Origin of the sequence: Streptomyces rimosus (genome assembly GCF_008704655.1) — a bacterium.
Taxonomy (GTDB): domain Bacteria; phylum Actinomycetota; class Actinomycetes; order Streptomycetales; family Streptomycetaceae; genus Streptomyces; species Streptomyces rimosus.
The window spans coordinates 8,673,293-8,686,371 of sequence record NZ_CP023688.1 but is presented as its reverse complement, the minus strand read 5'-3'; the positions used below and the strand labels follow the sequence as shown (position 1 = coordinate 8,686,371).

Below are 13,079 nucleotides of genomic sequence, written 5' to 3'. Positions count from 1 at the left end.
CCCTGTCTCACGGCAGCGGCTACCCGTCTCACGGCTCGCCATGCCCACGCCGAAGGAGATACATCACACGCCCCACAGCTCACCTCGTGTCCCGCGCGCCCCGCACACCGGACGCACCGCACCCGCGATGCTGGCAGCAGACGTACGCCACAGCGAAGGGAGCACGGACATGCACATCGACCTCTCCGGCCGGACGGCCGTGGTGACCGGTTCGTCCCAGGGCATCGGCCACGCCATCGCCACCGGCCTCGCCCGGGCGGGCGCGAGCGTCGTGCTCACGGGACGCGACACCGGGCGGCTCGACACCGCCGCCGGGCAGCTGCGGGAGGCGGTGCCCGGGGCGGAGGTCTCCGGCGTCACCGCCGACCTCGCCACCGAGAGCGGCGCGCGGGACCTCCTGTCGGCCGTGCCGCACACCGACATCCTGGTGAACAACCTCGGCATCTTCGGCTCGCGTCCGGCCCTGGAGATCACGGACGCGGAGTGGCGCACCTACTTCGAGACCAATGTGCTCAGCGCCGTCCGGCTGATCCGGGCGTACCTGCCGGGGATGAAGGGGCGCGGCTGGGGGCGCGTACAGAACATCGCCAGCGACTCCGCGGTCGTGGTGCCCGCCGAGATGATCCATTACGGTATGTCCAAGACCTCGCTGCTGGCCGTCTCGCGCGGCTTCGCCAAGGAGGCCGCCGGGACGGGTGTCACCGTGAACTCAGTGATCGCCGGGCCGACGCACACCGGCGGCGTCGAGGACTTCGTATATCAGTTGGTCGACCGCGATCTTCCGTGGGACGCTGCCCAGCGCGAATTCATGCGCCTGCACCGCCCGCAGTCGCTGCTGCAACGCCTCATCGAGCCCGAGGAGATCGCCAACATGGTCGTGTACCTCAGCTCGCCGCAGGCCTCGGCGACCACGGGCGGCGCGCTGCGTGTGGACGGCGGATACGTGGACTCGATCCTTCCCTGAGCCCGCTGCCGTCCCGCGCTCCGTTGCCCGATCCGTACGTCATTCCGCCCCCGGTTTCCCCGCCCGCGAGAAAGTGAGCATCCGGCATGCCCGACAGAAGTCACGACCGAAACCGGGCCGAGGACCGGGAGCGGAATTCCGGCGGCGGGAGCGGCGGGAGCCCGTTCACCGGCCGGCTGCGGGACCGGGCCGCCGTGCTCGAAACCCTCGACCCCGACGCCCCGCTCGACGACCTGGAACCGCTGCGGGCGCTGATCGGTGACGCCCGTGTCGTCGCGCTCGGCGAGAATTCCCATTTCATCCGGGAATTCGGGCTGGCCCGCGAACGCGTGCTGCGTTTCCTGGTCCAGCGGTGCGGTTTCACCGCCCTGGCCTTCGAGTTCGGTTTCAGCGAGGGCGTCGCGCTGGACGCCTGGGTCCAAGGGGCCGGTACGGAGGAGGACTTCGACCGGCAGACCGGAGCCGCCATCCCGATCGGGCTCTCCGGTCCGCTGCACTGGCTGCGCCGCTACAACCGGACGGCCACGCTTCCCGTACGGTTCGCCGGTGTCGACGTGCCCGAGGCCGGGGGCTCGCTGCTCCCGGCCCTGGCGCCGGTGGCCGAGTACCTCCGCGAGGTCGATCCGGACGGCCTGCCGCTGGTCCAGGACGCGATGAAGATCGCCGACCGGTTCGCGGGCGCGTCGATGGCGCTCGCCGCGCCGGCCTGGTCCCGGCTGGACACCGCCGAACAGGACGCCCTGAGCGCGCTGCTGACGCGGCTGCGCACCCGGCTGCGGGCCATGGAACCGCTGTACGTCGAGCGCGGCGGCCGGTGGGAGTACGACGTCGCGCTGCACCGGGCCGAGGCGGCGTGCCACACCGACCACCAGTTCCGTGCCATGGCGGAGCTGTACGCCGGGCGCGGCGCGGTGGCCGACGCCTCCGCCCGCGAGGTGTTCATGGCCGACTCGGTGCGCTGGCTCCTGGACCACACCCCGCCGGGCACGCGCGTCGTGCTGCCCGCGCACAACGCCCACATCCAGCGGACCCCGGTGTTCTTCGACGGCCGACTCACGTCGCTCCCCATGGGCCATCATCTGCACCACGCGCTGGGCGACGACTATTTCGCCCTCGCCATGACCAGCGTCGGCGGCCACACCGCCGAGATGCACCTCGACGAGGACACCACCTTCGGCTTCCGGGTCGAGGACACCCCGCTGGCCCCGCCCGAGCCCGGCAGCCTCGAAGCCGCCGTCGCGGACGCGGGGCTGGGGTCCGGTATCGCCCTCGCCGGGCTGCGCGGGCACCAGGGGCCGGGCGGCCCCGACCGTATCCGCATGCACAGCGGTTACCTGCACACCCCCGTGCTCGACGCCTTCGACGGCGTCCTGAGCGTCCCGGCCTCCACCGTCGCCGACGACCTCGGGTTCTGGCCGCCCCGCCGGCCGCCCCGTTCCGCCCGTTGCGGGGACAGGGGCCGGTCGGAACGGCAGAGTGGAAGCCTGGACTCTCGCACGGGTCGTCGGGGAGTGAGGCCGCCATGACGTACGGGCTGGTACTGACACGTGAGGCACGGAGCCGGCTGAACGGCCTGCGCCGTGACGATCCCCGGGCGGCCCGGCTCGTCGGGGAAGCGGTCACCGCGCTGCTGGCCGAGGGCCTGCGGCTGGGGCCGCCCCTGGTGGCGCCGGTGGGTGTCGCGCTGCGGGCGGGCGAGCCGCGGGAGGCGCTGGACTACTGGTACCGGCGCCAGCTCGCGCTGCTGATGAAGATCCGGCGGGCGGTGGCCGACGTGAAGGCGTCGCGGCGGCAGCTGGACCGGCAGATCGGCGAACTGGGGCGGCAGGCCAGGCGGCTGGCCGAGCTGGGGGCGCGGGCCGCGGGCTCCGGCCGGGAGGACCTCGCCGAGGAGGCGGAGGAGCGGCGCACGACGGTACGGCAGCGGCAGGCGCTGCTCGGCGAGTCGTCCGCCGGTGTCCGCGAGCGGGAGGCCGACCTCGTCGGGATCAGCCGGCGGGTGCAGGACAAGGTCGACCTCTTCCTGGCCCGCAGGCGGGGCGTGGAGGCGGTCCAGCACGCCGGGCGGGCCCAGCAGGACGTCCACGACGCGCTGACCGAGCTGGACGGGCCGCCCGGCGAGGGAGCGGCGGCGGCCCGTGCCGTCGCGGACAGCACGGTCGTCGCGGCCCGCACCGAAGCGCGCGACATGGCCGACGGGGCGCAGCGGCTGGAGCACGAGGTGCGTGCGCCGCTGGGCGTACGGCCGTCGGCGACGGAACTGTACGAACTGCGGCTCGCCGCGCTGACCGGCCGGGACCTGCGGGTGCTGTGCACGGTCGAGGCCGCGGAGTCCGGGACGGCGCAGGCCGGCGCCGTGGTGCTGCTCGCGGTTCGGCGCGGACCGCGGCCAGTGGTGGGACTGGTACGAGCACGCCCTGCCCCTCGCCCGCGAACGCCTCGCCAGGAGGGAGCGGCGGGGCCGGGAGCCCGGCGCGGAGGACGCGGTGTTCGCGGGCAGCCGGGAAACCTTCCGCGACTGGTATCCCGGGACCGAGGAGGAGCGGCAGGACGGCGCGGCCCTGCTGGTGGCCCGCAACCGGGCGCAGCGGCTGGCCTCGGTACGCCGCCGCCGGGGCCTGACACAGCGTCAGGTGGCCGTGCTGATGGGCGTGCCCGTCGAGCGTGTGGCGGCGCTGGAGCAGGCCGAGCCCGGCGCCGTCGAGGTGCGTACGCTCGCCGCCTATGTGGCGGCTCTCAGCGGCCGGCTGGAGGTCATCGCGGACTTCGACACCGAGCGGCTGATCCTGGGCTGAGCCCCGGGCCGCCGCCGGGTCCGGTCCGTCCGTCATGCGTCGGATTCAGGCCGTACGCGGCACACCTCCAAGCCATCCGCCGCGTAGCGGTCCCGGGGGCCGCGTACCGGTGTGCGGGCCCGCCGGAGAGGCGAACGGGCAGGGGCGCGGCGCCCCGGCCCGGGAACACGGCCGAGCAAGCAGGCAGAAACGGGCGGGTTTTCTGCCGCTACGGGCATCGGAACGCGCCCGGCCGCTTGCTATAAACCTGGTGCCGGGCAGAAACGGGCAGGACGATGACCGAACGGAACGCCGTGGAACCGAGGGAACCGAGCAGGAGTGCGCCGTGAGAGCCGAGGAACGCCAGCACCGCATCCTCGTGCTGGCCCGTCAGGCCGGACGGGTGGACGTCACGGACGTGGCCGGTGAGTTCGGGGTGGCGCGCGAGACCGTACGGCGTGATCTGAGCGAACTGGAACGGCGCGGCCTGGTCCGGCGCACCCACGGGGCCGCGTACCCGGTGGAGAGCGCCGGATTCGAGACGACGCTGGCCCGGCGCGAGACCCAGCACGTGGCGGAGAAGCGGCGCATCGCGGCCGCCGCCGTCCAGCTCGTCGGCGAGGCCGAGACGGTCTTCGTCGACGAGGGGTACACCCCCGAGCTGGTGGCGATGCTGCTGCCCACGGACCGGCAGCTGACCGTGGTGACCTCCTCGCTGCGCACCGCGTCGCTGGTCTCCGCGTCCGACGCGGTCACCGTGCTGCTGCTCGGCGGGCGGGTGCGGTCCGGCACCCAGGCGGCGGTGGGGTCCTGGGCCCGGGACATGCTCGCCGGCTTCGTCATCGACCTGGCGTTCCTCGGGGCCAACGGGGTCTCGCGGGAACACGGCCTGACCACGCCCGACCCGACCGTCGCCGAGGTGAAGGCGCAGGCGGTGCGCTCGTCGCGGCGGCGGGTGCTGATCGGGGTGCACAGCAAGTTCGGCGCGAGCAGCTTCTGCCGGTTCGCCGCCGTACGCGACATGGACACGATCGTCACAGACACCGGCCTCTCCGCGCCGGAGGCCCACCGGTACACGCTGCTGGGGCCGCAGGTGCTCCGGGTCTGACCGGGGCGCGTACCCGAAGAGAATCCGCGCCTGTACGGGCGTGACCACACCACGGCGGGACCACCCGCACACCAGGGCCGCACGGGAGCCGGCGTGCGGGCCGGCGGTCCGCCGTGCCCGCGACCGCGCCCGGCGGGTCGCCCCGGCCGGCGAGTTCTTCCAGCAGAGAGGTGTTGAGCCGTGCGAGCACGATCCCCCGGACGGACCGTTCGCGGTGAGCGGTCCGCCGTACGCCCCGGGCGCCGCGGCCCGATCGGATGGGCGGCGGCCACCGTCGCCGCCGCGCTGGTCCTCAGCGGCTGCTACCGCGGCGCCGGCAACCTCGGCAACGAGGGCCGGGACACCATCAACGTCCTGATGGTGAACAACCCGCAGATGGCCGACCTGCAACGGCTGACCGCCGAGCACTTCACCCGGCAGACCGGCATCAAGGTCAACTACACCGTGCTGCCCGAGGACGACCTGCGCGACAAGATGAGCCAGGACTTCTCCAGCCAGGCCGGCCAGTACGACGTGGCCAGCCTCAGCAACTACGAGACCCCGATCTACGCCCGCAACGGCTGGCTGAGCCCGCTGGGTGAACGCGCCGCGCGGGACACCTCCTTCGACCAGGCGGATCTGCTCGCCCCCGTACGCAAGTCGCTGACCGCGGCCGACGGGAAGGTCTACGCCGAGCCGTTCTACGGGGAGTCGTCGTTCCTGATGTACCGCAAGGACGTGCTGCGGGACGCGGGGCTGACGATGCCCGCGAAACCCACCTGGAAGCAGGTCGCGGCGCTCGCGGCGAAGCTCGACGGCGCGCGGCCCGGCATGAAGGGCATCTGCCTGCGCGGCCAGCCCGGCTGGGGGCAGCTCGCGGCGCCGCTGACCTCGGTGGTCAACACCTTCGGCGGCACATGGTTCACCAAGGACTGGCAGGCCCGCGTCAACAGCCCGGAGTTCACCGCCGCCACCCGCTTCTACGTCGACCTGCTGCGCGAGCACGGGGAGGCGGGCGCCCCGCAGGCCGGGTACACCGAGTGCCTGAACGACATGCAGCAGGGCAAGGTCGCCATGTGGTACGACGCGACCGCCGGCGCGGGGTCGCTGGAGAGCGGTGACTCCAAGGTCGCCGGGAAGGTCGGCTACGTACCCGCGCCGGTCGAGCGAACGGCGAGCTCGGGCTGGCTCTACACCTGGGCGTGGGGCGTGCAGAAGGCGAGCACCCACCAGGACGCCGCCTGGAGATTCATCTCCTGGGCGTCCGGCAAGGGCTACGAGCGGCTGGTGGGCGAGCGGCTGGGCTGGTCGAAGGTGCCGGCCGGGAAGCGCGCCTCCACCTACCGCGACCCCGACTACCTGCGGCAGTCCGGGGCGTTCGCCGCGGCGACGAAGAACGCGATCGCCTCGGCGCGCCCCGACGACCCCGGGGTGCAGCCGCGGCCCGCGCCCGGCATCCAGTTCGTCGGCATCCCCGAGTTCTCCGATCTGGGCACCAAGGTCTCGCACGAGGTCAGTTCGGCGATCGCCGGGCGGCAGAGCGTGTCCGAGGCCCTCGACAAGAGCCAGCGGCTGGCGGAGGAGGTGGCCCGTGCCTACGCGAAGCGTTGAGACCCGGGACGAGCGGGGCGGTTTGAGCGGGACGCGGAGCCCCGGCGCCACCGCCGCCCGGCCGCGCGGCGGCGCCCGCGCCCCCGGTCGCGCCGCCGCCTGGGCCCGCCGCGCGCCGCTGCTGCCCGCCCTGGTCTTCCTGATCGTGGTGACCCAGCTGCCCTTCGTGGCGACCGTGGTCATCTCCTTCGTCCGGTGGAACGCGCTGGCCCCCGACAACCGGGGCTTCGCCGCCTTCGACAACTACAAGGCCGTCTTCACCGACCCCGCGATGCGCTCCGCGATCTGGACGACGGTCCTGCTGACCGTGACCGTCGTGCTGGTCAGCCTCGTACTGGGGCTGGGGCTCGCGCTGCTCCTGGACCGGAAGTTCACGGGACGCGGCGTCGTCCGTACGATGCTGATCACCCCGTTCCTGGTCGTACCGGTCGCCGCCGCGCTGCTGTGGAAGCACGCGCTCTACAACGCCTCGTACGGGCTGATCAACGGAACGCTGACCTGGATATGGAAGCTGTTCGGCAGCGCCGACCCGCCGCAGCCGGACTGGATGACCACCTCGCCGCTGGCAGCCGTCGAGGTGGCGCTGATCTGGCAGTGGACGCCGTTCATGATGCTGATCCTGCTGGCCGGACTGCAGAGCCGGCCCGCCGACGCCGTCGAGGCGGCGCGGGTGGACGGCGCCTCCACCTGGGACGTGTTCCGCTACCTCACCCTCCCCCACCTGCGCCGCTACCTGGAGCTCGCCGCGCTGCTCGGCACGATCTACGTGGTGCAGAACTTCGACGCGGTGTTCACCATCACCTCGGGCGGCCTGGGCACCGGCAACCTCCCGTACACCATCTACCAGACCTTCTACCAGGCGCACGACTACGGACGGGCCTCCGCGCAGGGCGTCGTGGTCGTGGTCTGCTCCCTGCTGGTGGCGACCTTCGCGCTGCGCACCGTCTCGTCCCTGCTCCGTGAGGAGATCACCCGATGAGCGCGACCACGGTACGGGCCGTCGCCCCCGCCGAACGGCGCCGCCGGCGCACCGGGAGCCTGCTGGGCCTGGCCGCCTGGCTCTGCGGCATCGCCTTCTTCCTGCCGGTCGCGTGGATGGTGCTCACCTCCTTCCACAGCGAGGCGGACGCGGCCACCAACCCGCCGAGCGTCGGCGCCGGGCTGACGCTGCACGGCTACCGCGAGTTCTTCGGCGCGGGCACCGGCGTCAGCCCCTGGCCGCCGCTGCTGAATTCGCTGACGGCCTCGGTGGCGTCCACGCTGCTGGTGCTGGCGCTCGCCGTACCGGCGGCGTACGCGCTGTCCATCAAACCGGTGCGCAAGTGGAGCGATGTGCTCTTCTTCTTCCTGTCCACCAAGATGCTGCCGCTGGTGGCAGGGCTGCTGCCGGTCTACCTCATCGCCCAGAACGTGCGCATGCTGGACGACATCTGGCTGCTCGTCATCCTCTACACCTCGATGAACCTGCCGATCGCGGTGTGGATGATGCGCTCCTTCCTGGCCGAGGTGCCGGTGGAGATCCTGGAGGCGGCGTCCATCGACGGCGCCGGGCTGCCGACGACCCTGGTGCGGATCGTCGCGCCGGTCGCGCTGCCCGGCATCGCGGCCACCGCGCTGATCTCCTTCATCTTCAGCTGGAACGAGCTGCTCTTCGCCCGGGTGCTCACCGGCATCGTCGCCGGGACCTCCCCGGTCTTCCTGACCGGGTTCGTGACCAGCCAGGGCCTGTTCCTGGCCAAGGTGTGCGCCGCCGCCACCGTCATCTCCCTCCCGGTGCTCGCCGCCGGGTTCGCCGCCCAGGACAAGCTCGTCCAGGGCCTCTCCCTAGGAGCCGTGAAATGAAGGCCGCAGTGATCAGCGCCCCGGGCCGTGTCGAGATCACCACCGTCGACGATCCGGCGCCCGGGCCCGGTGAGGTCGTCGTGGATGTGGCGGGCTGCGGACTGTGCGGCACCGACCTGCACATTCTGCAGGGCGAGTTCGCGCCGACGCTGCCCGTCGTGCCCGGTCACGAGTTCGCCGGTACGGTCGTCGCCCTGGGCGCCGGGGTCACCGGACTGGCCGAGGGCGACCGGGTCGCCGTCGATCCGTCCCTGTACTGCCACACGTGTCACTACTGCCGCATCGGACGCAACAACTTGTGCGAGCGGTGGGCCGCCATCGGCGTGACGACCGCGGGCGGCGCCGCGGAGTTCGCCGTCGCGCCCGCCGCGAACTGCGTGAAGCTGCCCGAGCACGTACGGACCGAGGACGCGGCCCTCATCGAGCCGCTGTCCTGCGCCGTACGGGGCTACGACATCCTGCGCTCCCAGCAGCTCGGCACCCATGTGCTGATCTACGGTTCCGGGACGATGGGCCTGATGATGCTGGAACTGGCCAAGCGCACCGGCGCGGCGAGCGTCGACATGCTCGACGTCAACCCGCAACGCCTGGAGACCGCACGGCAGTTGGGGTGCAGCAACGCGGCCGCCTCCGCCGACGAGCTGGACCGGCCGCGCGGCTGGGAGGTGGTCATCGACGCGACCGGCAACGCGCACGCCATCCAGGACGGGCTGGGCCGCGTCGGCAAGGGCGGCACGTTCCTCCAGTTCGGCGTCTCCGACTACGCGACGCGCGCCACGATCGAGCCGTACCGGATCTACAACCAGGAGATCACCATCACCGGCTCGATGGCGGTGCTGCACAGCTACGAGCGGGCCGCGGAGCTGTTCGCCGCGGGCGTCCTGGACCCGGAGATCTTCATCAGCGACCGGCTGCCGCTGGACCGCTACGCGGAGGCGATGGACCGCTTCAAGGCGGGGCAGGGACGGAAGATCCAGGTCACGCCCTGACCCAGGTCACGCCTTGATCCAAGGCCGTTGTCAGACCCCTGCGGCATGATGCGGGTGTGGGCCCGGAGAGCTGTCGGTGGCGGTCCGGGCCCCGCGCCGAAGGGGGCCGAGGGGCATGACGGACCGGAAGTGTTACGTACTCATCCCGGGGGCCGGGGGCGTGCCCTGGCACTGGCACCGGGTGGCGGCGGAGCTGCGGCGCCACGGCCATGACGTGATCGCGGCGGACCTGCCGAACGACGACCCGTCGGCGGGCCTGGCGGAGTACGCCGACGCGGTGGTCCGGGCCGTGGGCGACCGGCCGGGCGTCGTCCTCGTCGCGCATTCGCTGGGCGCGTTCACCGCGCCGCTGGTGTGCGGGCGGATACCGGTGGAGCGGATGGTGCTGGTGGCGGCGATGGTGCCGGCGCCCGGCGAGCCGCCGGGCGACTGGTGGGAGAACACCGGCCACAGCGCGCTGATGGCCGAGCGGGAGCGGCTGGACGGCGGCCCGCCGGACGAGAATGTGCTCTTCTACCACGACGTGCCCCCGGAGCTGGCGGCCGAGGCGGCTTCGCGGGAGCGCGTACAGTCGGGCGGCCCGTTCGGGCAGCCGTGGCCGCTCGCCCGCTGGCCGGAGGTGCCGACCTCGTTCCTGCTCTGCCGCGACGACCGGCTCTTCCCCGCCACGTGGCTCCGCGGCCTGGTGCGGGAGCGGCTGGGCATCGAGCCGGAGGAGATGGACGGCGGCCATCTCCCGCTGCTCGCCCGTCCCCGGGAGCTGGCGGAGCGGGTGATGCGGCTGAGCGGGGGGTGAGCGGACCCAATCGGGGGATTGACGGCGGCCGATCGCCGTCGGTGTGCACGTCCTTCAGGGCTGTGGTGCGGGAGGTGTTGGAGCCTGGACCGATGGCGGGGACCATGGCCCTGCCGGCTCGTACGGGATGGACGAGAGGACGCCGATGGACGACGCGACGCTGTACCTGGAAGGCGCCCGGCCGGTGCTCCGCTTCGAGCGGGTGCTCCCCCGGCCGCCCGAGGCGGTATGGCGGTCGCTGACGGACCGCGAGGAGCTGGCCGGCTGGTTCCCGAGCGCGATCGCCGCCGGCGGTACGGAGCCGTGGGCCGCCGGCGCTCCGCTGACGTTCACCTTTCCCGGGGCCGAGGGCCCGGCGCCGACGGGCGAGGTCCTCGAATCCGACCGGCCCCGCCTGCTGGCGTACACCTGGGACGGCGAGGCGCTGCGGTTCGAGCTGTCACCACGGCCGGACGGCGGCACCCACCTCGTCTTCTCCTACCGCGCCACTCCCGGCACGGCGGCCCTGAACGCGGCCGGCTGGCAGGTCTGCCTCGCCAAACTGACCGACGGCCCAGCGCGGGCCCCGGCCTGGCAACCCCTGTTCGACGGCTACGTGGCAGCGTTCGAACCCCTCCTCGGCCCACAGGAAGGCCCGCCCGCGAGCGTGGGACGGGAACGGTGAGCGGGGCGGGGAGCGATGTCGGGGGTGGGACCACCCACCCCCACGTACGCCCCTTCGCCCCCGGCGACGGCGCCCCGCTCGTCGCGGCATGGGCACGTAGCGTCCCCTACGACCCCGTCACCCGGGAGCGCTTCCGCCGCCACGTCCTGCTTGATCCGAACTTCGATCCGGCGGGGCTGCGCGTCGCCGTTCGGGACGGCGAGGTGGTCGGTGCCGCGTACGGGGTGCGGCGGAGGGTGGCGGTGGGTGGGGATGGTCTGGAGCCTGAGCAGGGTTGGATTCCGTTTTTCTTTGTGGATCCGGCTGTCCGCCGTGCCGGGCTGGGGCGGCGGCTGCTCACCGGCGTTCTCGACTGGCTCGCCGGACACGGCCGCACTCGCGTCGACTTCGCCTCGTACACCCCGCATTACTTCCTCCCCGGCCTGGACCGGGATGCCTATCCGGAGGCCGCCCGGCTGCTGACGGGCCTGGGCTTCGCGCCCCGGCTCGAAGCCGTCGCGATGGACCGCGGCCTGGTCGGCTACCGGATGCCCGAAGCGGTACGGCAGCGGGCCGCCGCGCTGGCCGCCGAGGGCTACCGCTTCGGCACGCCTCGGGACGACGACCTGGTGGGGCTGCTGCGGCTGGCCGAGGCGGAGTTCGGCCCGGACTGGCCGCAGACGATCCGGCATGCGCTCGACACCGGCGCGCCCCTGGACCGCATCGTCTCGGCCCATGATCCGGCGGGTGAGGCCGTGGGGTGGGCGATGCACGGTGCGTACGAGGGGCTGGCCGAGCGGTTCGGCCCGTTCGGCGTACGGGCGGACCAGCGCGGCACCGGCCTGGGCAAGGTGCTGCTGCACCTGACGCTGGAGCGGATGCGGGCGGCGGACGCGCACGGGGCCTGGTTCCTGTGGACCGGCGAGGGCAGCCCGGCCGGGCATCTCTACCGGTCGGCGGGGTTCGCCACGACCCGCAGGTTCCAGGTCTTACGGCGGGAGGTACGGCCATGAGGCGGCGCCGGGTCCTGGCGGGGCTGGCGGGAGCGGCGGTGAGCGCGGCGGGCTGCGGCGCCCCCGACCGGGGTGGCAGCGGGCGTCCGGGCGACCCGATCGTGCTCACGCTGCTGTCGCACTATGCGACCGATCCGCTGAAGTCGGCGCTGCAACGCGTGGTGGACGAGTGGAACGCGGCGCACGACCGGGTGCACGTACGGACGACGGCGGTCCGTTTCCAGGATCTGCTGACCACCCTGATGGTGCGGCAGGCCGCCGGGCAGGGCGCGGACATCATCCACCCGTACAGCCTGTGGGCCGGGCAACTGGCGCAGGCGGGGGTGGTGCGGCCGGCGCCGCCCGAGGACACCGCCCGTATCGAGCGCGGTTTCGCCCGGCCCGCGGTCCGGGCGGCCTCGGTGCGGGGCCGGCCCGTCGGCTATCCCACCGAGGTGCAGTCGTACGCGCTCTACTACAACAAGCGGCTGCTGCGCGCGGCCGGACTGGCCGGGCCGCCGCGCACCTGGCGGGAGCTGGAGGAGGCCGCGTACCGGACCGCGCGGCGCGACCGGCACGGCAACACGCTCGTGCAGGGTTTCGGGCTGTCGCGGACGGACGATTCCACGGTGGTGAACCAGACGCTGGCGCTGCTGGCCTCCCGTGGCGGATCGTTCCTCCAGCCGGACGGTACGCGCAGCGCCCTCGACTCCCCCGCCGGACGCGCCGTCTTCGCGCTGGAGCGGCGGCTGATCGACCGGGGCGCCAGCGACCCCGGCATCGACCTGCTGAAAGCCTTCCCCGCCGGCCGGGTGGCGATGGCGGTCAGCGGCGCGTGGTGGACCGGCAGCCTGAAGCAGACGATGGGCCGGGACTACCGCGATGTCGGGGTGGCGCCGGTGCCGGGCCCCGCGCCCGGCAACCGGGGCACGGTCACCACCGGCTTCCTGCTGGGCGTCAACGCGAAGAGCCGGCATCCGCGGGAGGCGTGGGAGTTCCTGCGCTGGCTGAACGACGAGGTGGTGCCGGCCGGTCCCCGGGCGGGCCGGGCCGCGGCCGTACGGGCCACGCGGATGAGCGTCCTCCAGATGTCCGTCGGCACGATGACCGGCCGCACCGGTGACATGCGGGCGCTGCTGGCCGCCGGCGGCGACCCGAACCTCGGCCCGTTCGTCGACGCGCTGGACTACGCCACGCCCGAACCGAACGGGCCGCGCGCGCAGAAGGCCAAGGCGCTGCTGCGCAAGAACATCGAGGAGATGTGGACCGGCCGCCACCCGCCGGACGCGGCCGTGCGCAATGCCGTACGCCAGGTTGACCAGGAACTCTCCCGCTGACCGCGCGCCCCTCCCCCGGGCCCCGATCGGTCCGCCCGTCCCGA

13 protein-coding genes are annotated in these 13,079 nt (G+C 73.2%); 12 read left to right on the top strand and 1 reads right to left on the bottom strand.

Going from position 1 to position 13,079, the window contains the following annotated elements:
- Positions 1 to 169: 169 nt before the first annotated feature.
- Complete coding sequence (locus CP984_RS38020) at positions 170 to 964, top strand: SDR family NAD(P)-dependent oxidoreductase (protein ID WP_003981462.1); 795 nt, start codon at positions 170 to 172, stop codon at positions 962 to 964.
- Between the two features lie 86 nt (positions 965 to 1,050).
- Positions 1,051 to 2,490, top strand: a complete 1,440-nt coding sequence (locus CP984_RS38015; RefSeq protein WP_003981463.1) for an erythromycin esterase family protein — start codon at positions 1,051 to 1,053, stop codon at positions 2,488 to 2,490.
- Positions 2,491 to 2,680: 190 nt separating this feature from the next.
- Here the strand turns inward: CP984_RS38015 and CP984_RS38010 are convergent, their stop codons facing one another.
- A complete protein-coding gene (locus CP984_RS38010) occupies positions 2,681 to 3,154 on the bottom strand; it encodes a hypothetical protein (RefSeq protein WP_129820882.1) in 474 nt (157 codons plus the stop codon).
- 296 nt (positions 3,155 to 3,450) lie between these two features.
- Here CP984_RS38010 and CP984_RS38005 point away from each other — a divergent pair, with 296 nt between their 5' ends.
- The 10 genes from CP984_RS38005 (at position 3,451) to CP984_RS37960 (ending at position 13,035) form a co-directional block, all read left to right on the top strand.
- Positions 3,451 to 3,759, top strand: a complete 309-nt coding sequence (locus tag CP984_RS38005) for a helix-turn-helix domain-containing protein (protein WP_003981464.1) — start codon at positions 3,451 to 3,453, stop codon at positions 3,757 to 3,759.
- 325 nt (positions 3,760 to 4,084) lie between these two features.
- Positions 4,085 to 4,846: a DeoR/GlpR family DNA-binding transcription regulator gene (locus tag CP984_RS38000; protein WP_003981465.1), complete on the top strand. Its 762-nt coding sequence runs from the start codon at positions 4,085 to 4,087 to the stop codon at positions 4,844 to 4,846.
- Between the two features lie 180 nt (positions 4,847 to 5,026).
- Positions 5,027 to 6,436, top strand: coding sequence for an ABC transporter substrate-binding protein (locus CP984_RS37995; RefSeq protein ID WP_030417417.1), 1,410 nt, complete (start codon positions 5,027 to 5,029; stop codon positions 6,434 to 6,436).
- Positions 6,437 to 6,554: 118 nt separating this feature from the next.
- Positions 6,555 to 7,415 carry a carbohydrate ABC transporter permease gene (locus CP984_RS37990; protein ID WP_226048858.1) on the top strand — a complete coding sequence of 287 codons (861 nt, stop codon included), beginning with the start codon at positions 6,555 to 6,557 and terminating at the stop codon, positions 7,413 to 7,415.
- Complete coding sequence (locus tag CP984_RS37985) at positions 7,412 to 8,278, top strand: carbohydrate ABC transporter permease (protein WP_003987123.1); 867 nt, start codon at positions 7,412 to 7,414, stop codon at positions 8,276 to 8,278. The genes CP984_RS37990 and CP984_RS37985 overlap by 4 nt, the downstream gene beginning before the upstream one ends.
- Positions 8,275 to 9,267: a zinc-dependent alcohol dehydrogenase family protein gene (locus tag CP984_RS37980; protein WP_003987122.1), complete on the top strand. Its 993-nt coding sequence runs from the start codon at positions 8,275 to 8,277 to the stop codon at positions 9,265 to 9,267. Before CP984_RS37985 ends, CP984_RS37980 begins: the two co-directional genes overlap by 4 nt.
- 115 nt (positions 9,268 to 9,382) lie before the next feature.
- Positions 9,383 to 10,063 (top strand): alpha/beta hydrolase, encoded by a 681-nt coding sequence (locus tag CP984_RS37975; protein ID WP_003987121.1) that lies wholly within the window; start codon positions 9,383 to 9,385, stop codon positions 10,061 to 10,063.
- 145 nt (positions 10,064 to 10,208) lie between these two features.
- Positions 10,209 to 10,727 carry an SRPBCC domain-containing protein gene (locus CP984_RS37970; protein WP_003987120.1) on the top strand — a complete coding sequence of 173 codons (519 nt, stop codon included), beginning with the start codon at positions 10,209 to 10,211 and terminating at the stop codon, positions 10,725 to 10,727.
- Positions 10,724 to 11,719 (top strand): GNAT family N-acetyltransferase, encoded by a 996-nt coding sequence (locus CP984_RS37965; protein WP_030417419.1) that lies wholly within the window; start codon positions 10,724 to 10,726, stop codon positions 11,717 to 11,719. Before CP984_RS37970 ends, CP984_RS37965 begins: the two co-directional genes overlap by 4 nt.
- Positions 11,716 to 13,035, top strand: a complete 1,320-nt coding sequence (locus CP984_RS37960) for an ABC transporter substrate-binding protein (RefSeq protein ID WP_030179208.1) — start codon at positions 11,716 to 11,718, stop codon at positions 13,033 to 13,035. The genes CP984_RS37965 and CP984_RS37960 overlap by 4 nt, the downstream gene beginning before the upstream one ends.
- Positions 13,036 to 13,079: the final 44 nt, after the last annotated feature.